This window comes from Thiomonas bhubaneswarensis (genome assembly GCF_001418255.1).
Lineage (GTDB): Bacteria > Pseudomonadota > Gammaproteobacteria > Burkholderiales > Burkholderiaceae_C > Thiomonas > Thiomonas bhubaneswarensis.
This window is the reverse complement of the sequence record NZ_LIPV01000001.1, coordinates 451830-467905: the sequence shown is the minus strand read 5'-3', so window position 1 is coordinate 467905 and position 16076 is coordinate 451830. Positions and strand designations below refer to the sequence as shown.

Below are 16076 nucleotides of genomic sequence, written 5' to 3'. Positions count from 1 at the left end.
ATGAACCTCAACGACGCCTCCCAAGCCATCACCTCCGCGGCACAGCTCGACGCCCGCATCGATGCCGCCTGCGCGCGCATCGCCCCGCTGTGGCCGCTCAAGCATTTCGTTGCGGTCAATCCGTATTTCGGGTTGCGTGACCTGCGTTTCCAGGATGCCTCGGATCTGCTCGCGCGGGTGGTCGGCAGCAGCCTGTACATGCCATGGGACTATTGGCGCGAGCAGATCGACAGCGGCCGCCTAACGCCTGACGACATCGACGAGGCACTCACCCGACTGGGCAGCGCGCTTGAGGTGCAGGACGTGCTGCAAACCCTGTCCACGCGCGCGCCCAAGCCGCGGCTGGGAATGGCACCGGTCAGCGTGATCCTGGAGCGGGTCGAGGGCGGGCTGTGGTCCAGCTTCGTCACCGAACGCATCAGCCTGAACTGCGCGGCGTATTTCGATCTCGGTCAGGCGATGGTGGCCATGCCCTGGCGTGGGCAGGGGCTCTACGCCAGCTGGAAAGCCGCAGCGATGATCGACCGCAGTCCGGCGATGATGGGCCTGGGCGACTTTCGCGCCGCCGTCGCTCGCCTGCCCGAGAGGCCGCGCGAGGCGATCGCCTGGGCGCTGGCGCAATTGGAGATTCCCGACGCCGCGGTCGAGCGCTACCTGCATGCCGCACTGCTGAGCATCAACGGCTGGGCCTCGTGGACCCGCTACCTGAGCTGGCAGGCCGAGTTGCAGGGTGAGCAGAACGACTCGGTGGTCGATCTGCTGGCGATCCGGCTGATGTGGGATGTGCTGCTCTACCAGGAAAAGCGCAGCTCGGCGCTGGTGGCGCGCTGGCACGAGATGCTGGCCGAGAGCATGCGTGCGCCTTCAGCCAAGCGTCAGGCCGCTGCGGAAATCGACCGTGTGCTGCTGCTGGCGATGGAAGTCGGGGTGCAGCGCCCTATCACCCACGGGCTCAAGCGCGCCGTCGCTGCCCAGACGCCCCGGCCTGCAGTGCAGGCGGCGTTCTGCATCGATGTACGCTCGGAAGTGTTTCGCCGCAGTCTGGAAACCGTGGCTCCGAAGGCTCAGACCCTGGGTTTCGCCGGGTTCTTCGGCATGTTCATCGAAGTCCTGCCGCTGGGCGCCGACCAAGGGCGCACGCATGTGCCGGTGATTTTCAACCCGAGCTATTGCATTCCCGAGCAGATCGAGGGCGGCAGCGCACCGCATCTCGCGCAGCAGCGCCGCCAGCGTCTGGGCTTGGCCAAGGCGTGGAAGGGGTTCAAGCTGTCGGCCGCGTCCTGTTTTTCTTTCGTCGAAGCCGCCGGCCTGATGTACGCGCCCAAGCTACTGGCCAACAGCCTGGGCTGGTCGCGCCCTGTGCCCGATCCCGCCTCGCAGGGGCTGGACGCTGGCACCTTCGCCCGGCTGCGCCCGGTCATTTCCTCGGCTGCTGCGGCCAGCTGCGGCCATGCGCATCCGACGCGGGTGTTGCCTGTTGGCATTCCCGAGGCCGACCGGGTGGACAACGCCGAGCGCATTCTGCGCAGCATGGCGCTGACCGAGCAGTTCGCCCGCCTGGTGCTGCTGGTCGGGCATGGAAGCACCACGGTGAACAACCCGCACGCAACCAGCCTGGACTGTGGGGCCTGCGCCGGGCAGACCGGCGAGGCCAGCGCACGGGTGGTCGCTGCGCTGCTCAACCAGCCTGCTGTACGTGAGGGACTGCGGGCGCGCGGCATCATCATCCCGCAGGACACCTGGTTCCTGCCCGCGCTGCACGACACCACCACCGATGCGATGCGGGTGTTCGATACCGACGACCTCCCGGTGGAATTCAACGACGATCTGGCACAGACCCGGCAGTGGCTGGAGCAGGCAGGCGACCTCGCCCGCATGGAGCGCGCCGCCTTGCTCGGGCTGGCCCACTTGCCCGACCACAAGGTGCATGTCGAGGTGCAAAAGCGCAGCCGCGACTGGGCGCAGGTACGGCCGGAATGGGCTCTGGCCAACAACGCCGCGTTCATCGCCGCGCCGCGCCAGCGCACCGCCGCGATCGATCTGCAGGGCCGCGCCTTTCTGCACGACTATGTCTGGCAGAACGATGAGGGCTTCAAGATTCTGGAGCTCATCATGACCGCGCCGATGGTCGTGGCCAACTGGATCAACCTGCAGTACTACGGCTCAGTGATCGATGCCGCGCGCCTGGGCAGTGGCAACAAGGTGCTGCACAACATCGTCGGCGGCGCCATCGGTGTGCTCGAGGGCAACGGCGGCGATTTGCGCGTGGGCCTGCCGCTGCAGTCGGTGCATGACGGTCAGCGGTGGATGCACGAGCCGGTGCGGCTGTCGGTGTTCCTTGAGGCGCCGCAGCAGGCAATCGATGCCGTCATCGCCAGGCACCAACTGGTGCGTGAACTGGTCGATGGCGGCTGGCTACACATCCTGCAGATCGATGCCTCGGGCGACACGCACCGACGCAAGGCAGACGGGCAGTGGGCCTGAAGCTGAAAGCAGCAACCGCCCAGAGAGGGCGGTTGCTGCTTTCAGGGGGAGTGCTGAAGGACTGTCAGACCGAAAACGACGAGCCGCAGCCGCAGGTCGTTGTGGCGTTCGGGTTCTTGATGACGAACTGGGCGCCTTCCAGCCCTTCCTTGTAGTCGATCTCGGCGCCGACCAGGTATTGCAGGCTCATGGCGTCGATCAGAAGGGTGACGCCGTTTTTCACCATCTGGGTGTCGTCTTCGTTCACCGCTTCGTCGAAGGTGAAGCCGTACTGAAAGCCGGAGCAGCCGCCGCCCTGCACGAACACGCGCAGTTTCAGATCGGTGTTGCCCTCCTCGTCGATCAGTTCCTTGACCTTGGCTGCCGCGCTGTCGGTGAACAGCAGCGGCGCGGGCGGGACGGCCATTTCGGCGGCGGGGGCGGTGTCAAGCATGGCGCTCATGGACTTCTCCTGAAAAGGACCTCAATTTTAGTGCCGCACAAGACCCTTCGGCGCGCAGCGGCATTGCCAAGCTCATTCAGGGCAACACTGCCAGTCCGTCGAGCCCCATGGCTTCGGGCAGGCCGAACATGACGTTCATGTTCTGCACCGCCTGGCCGGAGGCGCCCTTGGTCAGGTTGTCCTGCACCACCAGGATCAGCGCGGTGTCAGGGCGCGGCTTGTGCACGGCCAGGCGCAGGGTGTTGGCGCCGCGCACCGAGCGGGTCTCGGGCGTGCTGCCTGCGGGCAGCACATCGACAAAAGGCTCCTGGGCGTAGAAGTCCTCGAAGAGGCGTTGCAGGTCGAGCGCCTGCCCGGCGGGTGTGAGGCGGGCGTGGAGCGTGGCGTGCATGCCGCGGATCATCGGCGTGAGGTGAGGCACGAACAGACAGTCGACCGCGTCGCTGCCGGGGGCGACACCCGCGATGCGCCGAAGTTGCTCGTTGATTTCAGGCCCGTGCCGATGGCCTTTGACGCCGTAGGCCTTGAAGTTGTCGGAGGCCTCGCTGAACAGCAGGCCGATTTCCGCCTTGCGCCCCGCGCCCGAGACGCCCGAGGCGCAGTTGGCCACGAGGTGGCTGGCATCGACCAGGCCGGGGGTGCGCAACAGCGGCGCGAAACCCAGTTGCACCGTGGTGGGATAGCAGCCCGGATTGGCGACGATGCGCGCCTTGGCGATGGCTGCGCGATGCAGTTCGGGCAGGCCGTACACCGCCTCCTGCAGCAGATCGGGGCAGGCGTGCTCCATGCCGTACCACTGGGTGAATTCGGCCAGGTTCTGCAGCCGGAAGTCGGCGGCCAGGTCGATGATCCGCACCCCGGCCTCCAAAAGCCGCCGCGCCTGAGCCATCGCCACGCCGTGCGGTGTGGCGAAGAACACAATGTCGCAGGTGTGCAGCGGTGCGTCTTCGGGTGTGGAGAAGGCCAGATCCACATGACCGCGCAGGCTGGTGAACATGTCCGACACCGCCGTGCCCGCCTCCTTGCGCGAGGTGATGGCCGCCAGTTCCGCCTGCGGGTGGCGAGCCAGCAGACGCAACAATTCCACCCCGGTGTAGCCGGTGCCGCCAACGATGCCGATGCGCAGACGTTTCATGGAAACCCTCGATAAAACTGCCATCTTATGGGCTTTGTGCGACGCTGGATCGAGCTGCTTCGAGCAAGTATTGCCGGAATTTTCGCCAGATGCGCGCAGCTTTGCGACAATACGCGGTTGACCGACCCTGGCCGCTTGCCAGGATGCCGATGATTTCCACCGTTTGAACCCCTCATGAACTTCATTTCCGTCGCCCACGCTCAAGCCGCCGCTCCCGCGCCCAGCGCTGGTTCCACCCTGATGAGCCTGCTACCCATCATCGTGATGTTCGTCATTCTTTACTTCGTCATGCTGCGTCCGCAGATGAAGAAGCAAAAAGAGTTGCGCGCCATGCTCGCGGCCCTGGCCAAGGGTGATGAAGTCGTGACATCGGGCGGTGTCGTGGGCAAGATCACCAAGGTCAGCGAGAACTACATCGGTCTGGAAATCGCCGCCAACACCGAAGTGCAGGTGCAGCGCAACGCCGTCACCATGGTGCTGCCCAAGGGAACCATTAAGAGCGGCGTCTGATCGCGCGCTTTCCGCCCGCGGTATCGCGGGACCAGCCGCGCAGTTCAACTTGCGCGGCGTTTTTGTTTGAACCCGTGTGCATGCGCGGGTGAATCGAGGTTGTGGTCATGAATCGTTACCCCTGGTGGAAATATCTCATCATGGTCGTCGTGCTGGTGGTGGGCGCGGTGTATGCGCTGCCCAATCTGTACGGCGAATCGCCTTCCGTGCAGATTTCCAGCACCAACGGTGGCAAGGTGGACAACGCCTTGCTGGCCAGGGGCGAGCAGATCCTCGACGCCGCAGCCCTCAGGCCCGACTCGGCCGACTTCAACGGCACCACGGTGAACTACCGCTTCAGCAACACCAGCGTGCAGCTCAAGGCGCGCGACGTGCTGGCCAAGGCGCTCAACCCCGACCCCGAGAATCCGCATTTCGTCGTTGCGGTGAACCTGCTGCCGCGCTCGCCCTCATGGCTGACGGCGCTGGGCGCCAACCCCATGTACCTCGGCCTCGATCTGCGCGGCGGCGTGCATTTCCTGCTGCAGGTGGACATGCAGGCGGCGGTGCACAAGAAGCTGGACTCCATCGCCGGCGAGCTGCGCAGCGGCCTGCGCGACAAGGACGCGCGCTACACCAAGCTCGAGCGCGTAGGCGACACCATCCAGGGCGTGTTCGTCGATGCCGCGGCCTTCGATCAGGCCAAGCAACTCATCACCCGCCAGCATCCCGATCTGCAGCTCGCGGCCCAGCCGCCCGCCGGGCCCAACAGCTTCAGCGCCAGCCTCACGCCTGTCGCGGTGACGCAGGAAGAAGACTACGCGATCAAGCAGAACATCCAGACGCTGCACAACCGCATCAACGAACTCGGCGTGGCCGAGCCCATCATCCAGCAGCAGGGACGCGACCGCGTGGTGGTCGAGCTGCCCGGCATTCAGGACGTGGCCCGCGCCAAGGACATTCTGGGCCGCACCGCCAGCCTGGAAGTGCGCATGGTGGACGATAGCGCCGCTGCCCAGACCGCGCTCGCCGGGCAAGGCCCGCTGCCGCCTGGCGACCAGATCTTCCCCGACCGCAGCGGCGGCAAGCTGGTGGTCAAGCGCGACGTCCTGCTCACCGGCGACAACCTCACCGACGCTCAGCCCGGCTTCGATCAGCAGACCAACGAACCCGCGGTGTTCCTCACCCTCGATTCCAAGGGCGCGCGCATCTTCCAGGACGTGACCCGCGAGAACGTCGGCAAGCGTACCGCCATGATCCTGTTCGACCGTGGCCGTGGCGAGATCATCACCGCGCCGGTCATCCGCAGCGAGATCGCCGGGGGCCGGGTGCAGATCTCGGGCAATATGACGGTGCAGGAAGCCAACGACACCGCGCTGCTGCTGCGCGCCGGAGCCCTGGCCGCGCCGATGACCATCATCGAGGAGCGCACCGTCGGCCCCAGCCTGGGTCAGCAGAACATTTCGCAGGGCTTCCATTCGGTGACCTGGGGCTTCGTCGCCATCGTCATCTTCATGTCGATCTACTACATGTTCTTCGGCGTGGTGTCGTCGATTGCGCTGGCCGTGAACCTGTTGCTGCTGGTCGCCGTGCTGTCCATGCTGCAGGCCACGCTCACCCTGCCCGGCATCGCCGCCATGGCGCTGGCGCTGGGCATGGCGATCGACTCCAACGTGCTGATCAACGAGCGCGTGCGTGAAGAATTGCGCAACGGCGCCAGTCCGCAAAACGCCATCTTCCACGGCTATGAGCGCGCCTGGGCCACGATTTTCGATTCCAACGTCACCACCTTGATTGCCGGTGTGGCGCTGCTCATCTTCGGCTCCGGCGCGGTGCGCGGGTTCGCCGTGGTGCATGTGTTGGGCATTCTCACGTCGATGTTCTCGGCGGTGTTCTTCTCGCGCGGGCTGATCAACCTCTGGTACGGCCGCAAGCGCCGTCTACAGAGCATTTCGATCGGCCAGATCTGGAAGCCCGAGGCGGCGCAGGCCAAGGCCAGGGCGCTGTCATCCGAGACCGCCAGTCAGGCCGTCAAGGCGGGCAAGTCGCTGGACGCGCCCACGCCGCGCGCCACCAAGCCGCGCCGCAAGGTGCATTGATCGGGCGACGGCGTCCTTTCTTTCCTTCAAGGCAAGACCATGGAATTTTTCAGAATCAAGCGCGACATTCCGTTCATGCGGTCGGCGCTGACCTTCAACGTCATCTCGGTGCTGCTGTTCGTCGCCGCGGTGTTCTTCCTCTTCACCCGCGGGCTCAATCTCTCGATCGAGTTCACCGGCGGCACGGTGATGGAAGTCGGCTATAGCCAGGGCGCCAATATCGACGGCATCCGCGCCACGCTGAACAAGCTCGGCTATGCCGATGCCCAGGTGCAGGCCTATGGCAATGCCAACGATGTGGTCATCCGCCTGCCGCTGCACAAGGGCGAGACCAGCTCCGAGCAGAGCGCCAAGGTCATGGCTGGCCTGCTTGCCGCCGACCCACAGGCGCAGCAGCGGCGCACCGAATTCGTCGGCCCGCAGGTCGGCTCCGAGCTGGCCACCGATGGCCTCAAGGCGCTGGCGCTGGTGATCTTCGGCATCGTCGCCTATCTGGCGGTGCGCTTCGAGTGGAAGTTCTCGGTGGCCGCCATTCTCGCCAACCTGCACGACGTCATCATCGTGCTCGGCTTCTTTGCCCTGTTCCAGTGGGAATTCTCGCTGCCGGTGCTGGCGGCCGTGCTGGCGGTGCTGGGCTATTCGGTGAACGAGTCGGTGGTGATCTTCGACCGGGTGCGCGAGAACTTTCGCCGCTACCGCAAGTACAGCACCGTGCAGGTGATCGACAGCGCCATCACCAACACCATCAGCCGCACCGTCATCACCCACGGTTCCACGCTGGCCATGGCGTTTTCCATGTTCTTCTTCGGCGGCCCGGCGCTGCATTACTTCGCGCTGGCGCTGATCATCGGCATCTCCATGAGCATCTACAGCTCGGTCTTCGTCGCCGCGGCCCTGGCGATGTGGTTCGGCGTGAAGCGCGAAGACCTGATCAAGCCCGGCGGCAACAAGCCCAGCAACAGCAACGACCCGAACGCCGGCGCCGTGGTGTGAAGGTACGGTGAAGGCCAAAAAAGCCAGCGTGAGCTGGCTTTTTTTGTGAGCGCAATGGCGGCGTCAGTTGAAATTGAAGCTGACCCCGCTCGTGCCGTTGGCGGTGTTGTAAGCAGTCGAGTAATCGGCCGACACCGTGGCGAGGTTGGTCCAGTTCAGGAAATGGGCCGCGTAGGGGTCGTCCGTGTTGCTGCCATTGGGCGTCATGGTCGCCAAATACTGTTCCACGCCCATCAGCGCTTTGTCGTAAGCGTCTCCACTCGCAGGAACCGCCGTCGCCAGCGCCAGGCTGCCAAGGCCGAACAGCCCCGCAATGTTCTGCAGCGATGCCGTGTAATTCGCGATCGTCAGACCACTGTTAGGGGTGATGCGCGCCACGGCGAAGGTGGTCAGAGGCGTGATATTGGCGGTGACGGTGTTGCCACCGCCCACATTGACCATGGCCTGCAGACTGGCATTGGTCGCAAGAGCCGCATTGGCATCGCTTGCGGCCAGATTCAGCGCCGTTGAAGTCAGGCTGTTGAGATTCTGCGATGCGCCTTTATAGCTGTAGGTACCCCCCACGACCTGCAGCAAGACCGGGCCGTAGAAACTGGTGAGGTTCATGCTGAAGCTGCCATCCGCGCCCGACGGCACGCAGCTGAGCAAGGTGCCGGTGTTGGTGTAGGGGAGCACGGTGGTGATGAGCGGATTGCCCTGTCCGTTGACGACGGCATAGGCGCACACGTTCTGCGTGCCGTTGCCGTTGACCGGGCTGTTGGCGCCCATGAGCACCTGCCCGACGACGGTCGAGCCGGAGTAGTTGGTGTTCGTCGAACCGCCGCCGCAGCCGGCGAGGGCCAGGCTGCCGAGCAGGACGGTGCCCAGGCTGATGCGGAGTCGGGAGAGTGGCATCGGAATGCTTTCAGGGATAGGGTTGAGTCGCTATGCAGGTCGCACCTAAGCGCTGCAGTTGGGCAGAAAACGGGTCAATGCACCACGCGGTCGTCGGCTTCGACGAAAAGCTCGTCGAGGATGAGGGCGTCGGGCTCTTCGTCGAGGCGCCAGAAGATCATCAGCACGATGGTCTTGAGGTGCTCCAGCGGCAGTGGCTGCATGCCCGTGGCCAGCGCGCGCTCGATGGTGAGCTCGCGCAAGTGCGGCTTGAGCACGCCCGCGGTTTCGAGGAAGTTGAGGTAGCCGATAGCCTCGAGCCCAAGGCAGTCGAGCTCCTGCTGGGCATAGAGGCGGATGGCATGCGGGCTCTGCTGCTGCTGCGTGCCGAGGCCGCCGACGGCACTGTCGAGCCCACGAAGCCAGTCGAGGGCCTCGTGGATGTCGTCGTTCTCGAATCCGGCGGCACTGAGTTTGCGCGTGAGCTGACCGAACTCGGGGCAGGCCTCCGGGTGCCAGTAGGACTCGTAGAGATACATGAGGATGTCAAACATGAGTCCATTCTATGCATGGCGCGATGACGGGTTGTTTCCCGGACTTTAAGCGTGCGCGATGCGCTGGAAACGCCCGCCGGGCAGACGCGCGATCCGGCCCTGAAGTTCGAGGTCGAGCAGGCGCGCGGCCAGCCGGTCGGGGGGCCAGCCGGTGCGGGCCGACAGGTCGTCGAAGTCGCGGATCTCATAGCCGAGGGCGCGCAGGATGTCGCATTCGGTGTCGCGTTCCGGCGGGTCGTCATCTGAGGCGTCGATGTCGTTCGTGGCTTGCGGCGTGGTGGGGAGCGTGGGCAACGGTGAGTCCCAGCCGAATTCCTCGAGCACGTCCTGGGCGGTTTCGACGAGCTTGGCGCCTTCACGGATCAGCCGGTGGCAGCCGTGCGCCAGAGGGTTGTGAATCGAACCGGGCATGGCAAAGACCTCCCGGCCCTGCTCGCCTGCCAGACGGGCGGTGATGAGGGAGCCGGAGTGCGTGGCGGCTTCCACGACCAGCACACCGCGCGACAGTCCGCTGATGAGACGGTTGCGCCGCGGAAAATTGCCCTTCGTCGGCGAGGTGCCCAGGGCAAACTCGGACAGCAGCAAACCGCGCTCGGCCACGAGATGCGCCAGTTCCTTGTGACGCGGCGGATAGACGCGGTCACACCCGGTGCCGAGGACGGCGATGGTCGAGCCCGCGAGCTCGCCAGTTGCCTCCAGCGCGCCGCGATGCGCCGCAGCGTCGATGCCCAGAGCGAAGCCCGACACGATGGTGACCCCGGCTTCGCTGAAGGCCCGCGCGAAAGCCTGGGCGTCGCGCTCGCCCTGTGCGGTGGGGGTGCGGGCGCCGACCATCGCCAGCCGCCGCGGCGCGTTGAGCAGGGTGGCGTCGCCCAGGGCGTAGAGCAAGGGCGGCGGATCGATGGTGTCGAGCAGGCTCTGTGGGTAGGCGGGGTCGTCGAGGGTCAGGCAAGTCTGTCCAGGTTGTGCGGCCCAGTGCAGGGTGCGGTCGATCAGATCGCGCGTCGGGCCATCGGGCTCATTCAGCAGCGCAGCCGCCACCGTGCTGCTCACCACCCGCGCGAGCGCCGCGTGAGAAGCCTGGAAAACCTGTCGCGGCGGGCCGAAAGCCGACAGCAGTTGCCGCGCAGTGAGTGGGCCGACGCCCGGCGTCTGCATCAGCCGCACCCAGTCGGCGAGGTCTTCGGGGGCCGTCATGCCAAGCCGAACCGAATACCTGGGCTTGAATCAGGGCTGGGTGAAACGGTCGGCGACCTCGACCGGCTCGTCGGCCGACAGGATGAGCGCATAGGCCACATGCCTGAAGGTGCGGAAGACCATCATCAGGCCGATGCGGCGGTCGGGCAGCTCGATTTCGGGCTTGCCGGGGGCCGTGACGTCTTTGACCATGCGGCTGTTGTGCCACAGCGCGAGCACGTCGCCGCGCTCCAGACCGTCGTCGGCGCCGCGGTTGAGCGCGACCACACTGTTTTTGGCCGCCATGCTCAGGTCGCCGTAGATGGAGACGACATCGCCCCTGATCGGCTTGGCCGGGGCATGCGGGGTGTAGTTCAGGTATTCGCGCGGCGGGGCGATGACCAGGCGGTCGCCCACCCCGACCTCACGCTCGATGCCATCGATGCGGAACACGGACACCGCATCCGGGCCGGACGGGGGCTCGGCCAGACTCGTGGTGCCGAGGTATTCGGCCTGATAGGCGATGATCTTTTTCGTTTCGGGGTCGACCAGCGGTTTGGCCGGGCGGTAGATCTGGTAGCGCGTGGCCTTGCTCACGTCGCCTCGCACATAGACCTGCGTGCCGGGCGAGGCCATGGTATGCCCCTTGGGCAGAGCGACGATGCGGGGCGAGGCTTCGAGGGTGTCGGGCTCGACGATGAGCGGCTGGGTGAGGAAGGGCGCGATCAGTTCGGGCGAAATGGTGGGAATGCCCTCGGGCGGCAATGCCGACGACTCGACCTGCGGGTTGAGCTTGACCGTGGGGATGCCCTGATCGCCCCTGCCCATGCTGAGGCTGGCGCGGCCGTTGGCGATGTTGAGGTAGAGCACCTGCCCGGGGAAGATCCAGTGCGGATTGCGGATCTGCTGCAGATTCATGCCCCACAGCTGCGGCCAGTTCCACGGTTTGCGCAGGTACATGCCGGAAATCGCCCACAGCGTGTCGCCGCGCTTGACGGTGTAGCGCGACGGCGCATTGGGCGCGAGTTCGGATACCGGCACGCCGGTCTGCGCCGTGAGCTCGGCCTGGGCGCGCTGCGCCGGGGCGACCGGGTAGTTGGGCAGACCGTGCAGCGAGGGCGCAGCGGAAGGGGTGTCGGCCGCGTGGGCGGCCCACGGCGCTGCACTCATCAGCAAGAAAACGGCCGTTAGCGCGTGGTGACGCAAGCCCTGGCTCGACAAAGGGTGGTGGAAAGCCGACTTCAGCATGGCGCTAGTCCCCAGATCAAACGATGACCACATCCTGTGCGGTGTGGCTTTTTGTGCATCTGCCCCCCGTGGAACTTTGCGATTCCAGGGCCCATATCTCAAAATTGTTGAGCACATTGTGCATGCAACACCTTGATGCGGCAATCAAATCACGGCTGTGGCGCGGTTTGGGCGGGCTTGCAGTTGCAAGAATGTTGCGCGGCCTGCGTCGCCTGGCGGCGCGTGTGAGGGCGTCCCACCCCATTTTGGCAATGGAAAAGGCCGATGTCATCGGAAATAACTAAAATGAGCACCATGGATACTTTGACCATTCTCCAATATCCCGACCCGCGTCTCTACACCGTGGCCAAGCCGGTGCAGGCCGTCGACGACAGGGTGCGCGCATTGACCGCGGCCATGCTGGAAACCATGTACGCCTCCAATGGCGTCGGGCTGGCGGCGACCCAGGTCGATGTGCATGAGCGCATCATCGTGATGGACACCTCGGAAGAGCGCAACCGCCCGGTGGTGTTGATCAACCCGGAAATCGTCCGCCACAGCGACGAGGAGAAGGAATGGGAAGAGGGTTGTCTGTCCGTTCCCGGGGTGTACGACAAGGTCACTCGACCGGCCACGGTGCGCGTGCGCGCGCTCGACGCGCAAGGCCAAGTCTTCGAAATGGACGCCGACGGATTGACCGCGGTCTGCATCCAGCACGAGATGGACCATCTGCAGGGCAAGGTGTTCGTCGATTACCTCTCGCCGCTCAAGCGCAGCCGCATCAAGACCAAGATGATCAAGCGTCAGAGGCAGGCCGCTTGAATCGGGCGCCTTCCACGCCAGAGGCTGCGCGGCGCCTGAGAGTCGCGTTTGCAGGTACGCCTGAGTTTGCCGCCCGGGCTCTGGGCGCCATCCTCGAGGCAGGCTACCCCGTTCCTCTGGTGCTGACCCAGCCCGACCGTCCGGCCGGTCGGGGCATGAAACTTCAGGCCAGTCCGGTCAAGCAGCTTGCGCTGCGTTCGCAGCTTTCCGTCCTGCAGCCCCAAGGCCTGCGGCTGGAGGGTCGCTACGGTGACCAGGCCGCACTAGCCCACGAAGCGCTGCGCGATGCCGAGGCGGAGGTGCTGGTTGTGGCCGCCTACGGACTGATTCTGCCGCCGTCGGTGCTGACTCTGCCGAGGCTCGGATGCGTGAACATCCATGCGTCCTTGCTGCCGCGCTGGCGCGGAGCCGCGCCGATTCAGCGCGCCATCGAGGCGGGTGATGCGCAGACGGGCATCACCCTGATGCAGATGGATGCCGGACTCGACACCGGCGACATGCTCATGGCGCAAGCGATGGCCATCGGCCCAGCCGATACGGCGGTCACGCTGCACGACAAACTGGCCGACCTCGGGGCGGCACTGGTGGTGAAGGGCCTCGATGCCCTCGAGCGGGGCGAACTGCAGCCCCGCCCGCAGCCCGAAGCGGGGGTGACGTATGCCGCCAAGATCGCCAAGGACGAAGCGCGCCTGCAATGGACGCAGCCCGCGCAACGGCTGGAGCGACAAGTGCGTGCGTTCACCCCCTGGCCGGGGACGCAGTTCAGTCTGCCCGACGGCACCGTGGTCAAAGTGGGTGCCGCCGAGGCCTTGCAGGAGCACCCGCAATCCGGTTCGCCTGGGCAAGTGCTGCGCTCGGGCCCCGAAGGACTGGATGTGTGCTGCGGCGAGGGCGTGCTGCGTATCACCAAGCTGCAAAAACCCGGTGGCACCATGCAGCCCGTGGCGCAATGGCGGCAGTCGGCTCCCGACCTGACTGGGAAGATGCTTACCTGATGCCTTGCCCCCACGATGGGCTTGAACTTTGTTTTCGCTGCACAATCTAGCGTTGTTGTATCCAAACGTATCGGAGCATAAGCATGTTCAACCTCATGAAAACCGCCATCCTGATGGCTGCGATCACCGCGCTTTTCGTGGTGATCGGCTCGCTGCTGGGCGGCAGGCAGGGCATGATGCTGGCGTTGCTGTTCGCGCTGGGGATGAACTTCTTCAGCTACTGGTTCAGCGACAAGATGGTGCTGAAGATGTACAACGCGCAGGAGGTCGATGCCAGCAGCGCGCCCCAGTTCTATGCCATGGTGCAGGAACTCGCCCAGCGCGCCGGGCTGCCGATGCCGCGGGTCTATCTGATCCAGGAAGACGCGCCCAACGCCTTCGCCACCGGGCGCAACCCGGAGCATGCGGCGGTGGCGGCCACCACGGGCATCCTGCGCGTGCTCAGCGCCCGCGAACTGCGCGGCGTGATGGCGCATGAACTGGCGCACGTCAAGCACCGCGACATTCTGATCTCCACCATCTCGGCGACCATGGCCGGTGCCATTTCGGCCTTGGCGAACTTCGCCATGTTCTTCGGCGGACGCGACTCCGAAGGTCGTCCGGTCAACCCGATTGCCGGCATCGCCGTGGCCATCCTCGCGCCCCTGGCCGCGAGCCTGATCCAGATGGCGATTTCCCGTGCGCGCGAATTCGAGGCCGATCGGGGTGGCGCCGAGATTTCGGGCGATCCGGCGGCGCTGGCCTCGGCTCTGCAGAAAATCGAGGCCTACGCGCGCGGCGTGCCGTTTGCGGCCGCCGAGGCGCATCCGGCCACGGCGCAGATGATGATTCTCAACCCGCTGCACGGCGGCGGCATCGCCAAGCTGTTCAGCACGCACCCGGCCACCGAAGAGCGCGTGGCCCGGTTGATGCAGATGGCGCAGTCCGGGTCGGCGCGAGCCTGGCAGGGGTGAGTTGCGTGACTATCTCCGCCGTCCGAACTGCACGCCTTCGAGGGCGCTGTCGATGATGACCCCGGCGATGCTGTAGAGAATCGATCCGAGAATCGCCGCGCCGAAGCTGCGCACGGCGAAACCTTCGATGACCCCGGACGCGGCGTAGAACATCGCCGCGTTGAGCACGAAGAAAAACAGCCCGAGCGTCAGGATGGTGATCGGCAGGGTGAGGATGAACAGAATGGGCCGCACCAGCGTGTTGAGCAGGCCGATGAACAGCGCGGCCCACATGGCGGCGCCGAAGCCCGCGACCTGCACGCCGCTGTAGAGATAGGCCACGGCCAGCAGGGCACAGGCCGACAGCAGCCACTTCAGCAACAACTTGAGCAGCATGATGGGCTCCTCGAGGGTCAGCGGCCCGCAGCAAGGCGCCGGGCCAGTTCGGCGGCCAGCCCGGTGTAGCTCGCCGGGGTCATGGCCAGCAGACGCTGCCGATCGGCTTCGGGCAGGTTCAGCCCGGCGATGAAGGCGCGCATCGACTCTTCGGTGATGGCCTTGCCGCGGGTCAGCTCCTTGAGCTGCTCGTAGGGGTTGGGCAGGCCATGGCGGCGCATGACGGTCTGCACCGGCTCGGCCAGCACTTCCCAGGCGTTGTCGAGGTCTTCATCCAGGCGTTGAGGATGGACCAGCAGCTTGTCGAGCCCGCGCAGCAGCGAATCCCACGCCAGCACACTGTGGCCCAGCGCCACGCCCATATTGCGCAGCACGGTCGAATCGGTCAGGTCGCGCTGGAAGCGCGAAATGGGCAGCTTGTCGCTGAGGTGACGCAGCAGGGCGTTGGCGATGCCCAGATTGCCCTCGGCGTTCTCGAAGTCGATGGGGTTGACCTTGTGCGGCATGGTGGACGAGCCGATCTCGCCCGCCTTGGTCTTCTGCTTGAAATAGCCCCAGGAGATGTAGCCCCAGATGTCGCGGCTGAGGTCGATGAGGATGGTGTTGGTGCGCGCCACGGCGTCGAACAGCTCGGCCATGGCGTCGTGCGGCTCGATCTGGATGGTGTAGGGGTTGAACGTCAGCCCGAGCGACTCGACCACCTTGCGCGAGAAGACTTCCCAGTCCACCTCGGGGTAGGCGGCCAGATGCGCGTTGTAGTTGCCGACCGCGCCGTTCATCTTGGCCGTGAGCTGCACCGCCTCGATGGCGGCGATGGCCTTTTGCAGCCGATGCGCCACATTGGCAAATTCCTTGCCCAGGGTGGTGGGACTGGCGGTCTGGCCATGGGTGCGAGACAGCATGGGCTGGTCGGCCAGCTCGTCGGTAAGGTCAAGCAAACGGCGCAGCACCCGCCGCAACAGCGGCATCAAGGCCTCGCGCCGGGCGCCTGCGAGCATCAGACCATGCGCGGTGTTGTTGATGTCTTCCGAGGTGCAGGCGAAGTGGAAGAACTCGGTGTGGCGATGCACCTCGGCGATGTCCGCCGTCTGCGCCTTGAGCCAGTATTCCACCGCCTTGACGTCGTGATTGGTGGTGCGCTCGATGGCCTTGATCTCGGCGGCCTGCGCGCTGCCAAAGCCCGCGACCAAAGCGTTCAATGCCTCGCGCGCCGAAGACGACAGCGGCGCAAACTCGGGCAAGCCCAGGTCGGACAGGCCGATGAACCAGGCCACTTCGACCTGGACGCGGCAACGCATCAGCCCGGCTTCGGACAGATGAGTGCGCAGGGCATCGACCTTGGGTGCGTAGCGCCCGTCCAGGGGCGAAAGCGCGTCCAGCGTGGACAGCGCGGCGGAGGTGGGGGAGGAGTTTGTACTCATGCTGCCATTGTAGGAAGCCGCAACGCCCCGGCAGGGTC

At 65.5% G+C, this 16076-nt stretch carries 17 protein-coding genes; 9 read left to right on the top strand and 8 right to left on the bottom strand.

Translation table 11 applies throughout. The annotated features are described in order from the left end of the window. Positions 1–2484 carry a YbcC family protein gene (locus ASC45_RS02235; protein WP_055449382.1) on the top strand — a complete coding sequence of 828 codons (2484 nt, stop codon included), beginning with the start codon at positions 1–3 and terminating at the stop codon, positions 2482–2484. A 64-nt stretch (positions 2485–2548) separates the two neighbouring features. Here the strand turns inward: ASC45_RS02235 and erpA are convergent, their stop codons facing one another. Together erpA and argC are read right to left on the bottom strand one after the other, a co-directional pair. Further along, the gene (erpA, locus tag ASC45_RS02230; protein WP_055449381.1) at positions 2549–2926 is read right to left on the bottom strand and encodes an iron-sulfur cluster insertion protein ErpA; all 378 of its coding nucleotides are present in this window, start codon (positions 2924–2926) and stop codon (positions 2549–2551) included. A gap of 76 nt (positions 2927–3002) precedes the next feature. Next, positions 3003–4061 (bottom strand): N-acetyl-gamma-glutamyl-phosphate reductase, encoded by a 1059-nt coding sequence (argC, locus tag ASC45_RS02225; RefSeq protein ID WP_055449380.1) that lies wholly within the window; start codon positions 4059–4061, stop codon positions 3003–3005. Between argC and ASC45_RS16130 the strand changes: the two genes are divergently transcribed. From ASC45_RS16130 to secF, 4 genes are all read left to right on the top strand, one after another. Continuing rightward, positions 4060–4182: a hypothetical protein gene (locus ASC45_RS16130; protein WP_281173285.1), complete on the top strand. Its 123-nt coding sequence runs from the start codon at positions 4060–4062 to the stop codon at positions 4180–4182. The two genes, argC and ASC45_RS16130, sit on opposite strands and share 2 nt — an antisense overlap. A 53-nt stretch (positions 4183–4235) precedes the next feature. Continuing rightward, complete coding sequence (yajC, locus tag ASC45_RS02220; protein ID WP_055449379.1) at positions 4236–4571, top strand: preprotein translocase subunit YajC; 336 nt, start codon at positions 4236–4238, stop codon at positions 4569–4571. Between the two features lie 107 nt (positions 4572–4678). Further along, complete coding sequence (secD, locus tag ASC45_RS02215) at positions 4679–6649, top strand: protein translocase subunit SecD (protein ID WP_055449378.1); 1971 nt, start codon at positions 4679–4681, stop codon at positions 6647–6649. 39 nt (positions 6650–6688) lie between these two features. After that, positions 6689–7642 (top strand): protein translocase subunit SecF, encoded by a 954-nt coding sequence (gene secF, locus ASC45_RS02210; RefSeq protein WP_055449377.1) that lies wholly within the window; start codon positions 6689–6691, stop codon positions 7640–7642. 63 nt (positions 7643–7705) lie between these two features. Here secF and ASC45_RS02205 read toward each other — a convergent pair whose 3' ends face one another. From ASC45_RS02205 to ASC45_RS02190, 4 genes are all read right to left on the bottom strand, one after another. After that, positions 7706–8536, bottom strand: coding sequence for a hypothetical protein (locus ASC45_RS02205; RefSeq protein ID WP_055449376.1), 831 nt, complete (start codon positions 8534–8536; stop codon positions 7706–7708). Positions 8537–8610: 74 nt separating this feature from the next. Next, positions 8611–9069 (bottom strand): Smg family protein, encoded by a 459-nt coding sequence (locus ASC45_RS02200; protein ID WP_055449375.1) that lies wholly within the window; start codon positions 9067–9069, stop codon positions 8611–8613. A gap of 45 nt (positions 9070–9114) precedes the next feature. After that, positions 9115–10266: a DNA-processing protein DprA gene (dprA, locus tag ASC45_RS02195; protein ID WP_055449374.1), complete on the bottom strand. Its 1152-nt coding sequence runs from the start codon at positions 10264–10266 to the stop codon at positions 9115–9117. 30 nt (positions 10267–10296) lie between these two features. Further along, on the bottom strand, positions 10297–11415 hold the full coding sequence (locus ASC45_RS02190; protein WP_141655702.1) for a LysM peptidoglycan-binding domain-containing protein: 1119 nt from the start codon (positions 11413–11415) through the stop codon (positions 10297–10299). A gap of 200 nt (positions 11416–11615) precedes the next feature. Here ASC45_RS02190 and ASC45_RS15665 point away from each other — a divergent pair, with 200 nt between their 5' ends. From ASC45_RS15665 to htpX, 4 genes are all read left to right on the top strand, one after another. Next, the gene (locus tag ASC45_RS15665) at positions 11616–11777 is read left to right on the top strand and encodes a hypothetical protein (protein WP_156346977.1); all 162 of its coding nucleotides are present in this window, start codon (positions 11616–11618) and stop codon (positions 11775–11777) included. A gap of 10 nt (positions 11778–11787) precedes the next feature. Continuing rightward, positions 11788–12294: a peptide deformylase gene (def, locus tag ASC45_RS02185; RefSeq protein ID WP_055449487.1), complete on the top strand. Its 507-nt coding sequence runs from the start codon at positions 11788–11790 to the stop codon at positions 12292–12294. Then, positions 12291–13289, top strand: coding sequence for a methionyl-tRNA formyltransferase (gene fmt, locus ASC45_RS02180; protein WP_082454186.1), 999 nt, complete (start codon positions 12291–12293; stop codon positions 13287–13289). Before def ends, fmt begins: the two co-directional genes overlap by 4 nt. An 83-nt stretch (positions 13290–13372) precedes the next feature. Continuing rightward, positions 13373–14242, top strand: a complete 870-nt coding sequence (gene htpX, locus ASC45_RS02175) for a zinc metalloprotease HtpX (RefSeq protein WP_055449373.1) — start codon at positions 13373–13375, stop codon at positions 14240–14242. Between the two features lie 9 nt (positions 14243–14251). Here the strand turns inward: htpX and ASC45_RS02170 are convergent, their stop codons facing one another. Next, on the bottom strand, positions 14252–14614 hold the full coding sequence (locus ASC45_RS02170) for a phage holin family protein (protein WP_174514696.1): 363 nt from the start codon (positions 14612–14614) through the stop codon (positions 14252–14254). A 20-nt stretch (positions 14615–14634) separates the two neighbouring features. Then, entirely contained in the window at positions 14635–16038 is a 1404-nt protein-coding gene (gene purB / locus ASC45_RS02165; protein ID WP_055449371.1) for an adenylosuccinate lyase, read from the bottom strand. Positions 16039–16076 lie beyond the last annotated feature (38 nt).

Bases quoted from the DNA above. Each gene is read 5' to 3' on its own strand.
- dprA (WP_055449374.1), bottom strand. From the start codon at position 10,266: ATGACGGCCCCCGAAGACCTCGCCGACTGGGTGCGGCTGATGCAGACG.
- def (WP_055449487.1), top strand. From the start codon at position 11,788: ATGGATACTTTGACCATTCTCCAATATCCCGACCCGCGTCTCTACACC.
- ASC45_RS02190 (WP_141655702.1), bottom strand. From the start codon at position 11,415: ATGAGTGCAGCGCCGTGGGCCGCCCACGCGGCCGACACCCCTTCCGCT.
- htpX (WP_055449373.1), top strand. From the start codon at position 13,373: ATGTTCAACCTCATGAAAACCGCCATCCTGATGGCTGCGATCACCGCG.
- argC (WP_055449380.1), bottom strand. From the start codon at position 4,061: ATGAAACGTCTGCGCATCGGCATCGTTGGCGGCACCGGCTACACCGGG.
- yajC (WP_055449379.1), top strand. From the start codon at position 4,236: ATGAACTTCATTTCCGTCGCCCACGCTCAAGCCGCCGCTCCCGCGCCC.
- ASC45_RS02205 (WP_055449376.1), bottom strand. From the start codon at position 8,536: ATGCCACTCTCCCGACTCCGCATCAGCCTGGGCACCGTCCTGCTCGGC.
- ASC45_RS16130 (WP_281173285.1), top strand. From the start codon at position 4,060: ATGGAAACCCTCGATAAAACTGCCATCTTATGGGCTTTGTGCGACGCT.
- secD (WP_055449378.1), top strand. From the start codon at position 4,679: ATGAATCGTTACCCCTGGTGGAAATATCTCATCATGGTCGTCGTGCTG.
- ASC45_RS15665 (WP_156346977.1), top strand. From the start codon at position 11,616: ATGCAACACCTTGATGCGGCAATCAAATCACGGCTGTGGCGCGGTTTG.
- erpA (WP_055449381.1), bottom strand. From the start codon at position 2,926: ATGAGCGCCATGCTTGACACCGCCCCCGCCGCCGAAATGGCCGTCCCG.
- ASC45_RS02200 (WP_055449375.1), bottom strand. From the start codon at position 9,069: ATGTTTGACATCCTCATGTATCTCTACGAGTCCTACTGGCACCCGGAG.
- purB (WP_055449371.1), bottom strand. From the start codon at position 16,038: ATGAGTACAAACTCCTCCCCCACCTCCGCCGCGCTGTCCACGCTGGAC.
- ASC45_RS02235 (WP_055449382.1), top strand. From the start codon at position 1: ATGAACCTCAACGACGCCTCCCAAGCCATCACCTCCGCGGCACAGCTC.
- secF (WP_055449377.1), top strand. From the start codon at position 6,689: ATGGAATTTTTCAGAATCAAGCGCGACATTCCGTTCATGCGGTCGGCG.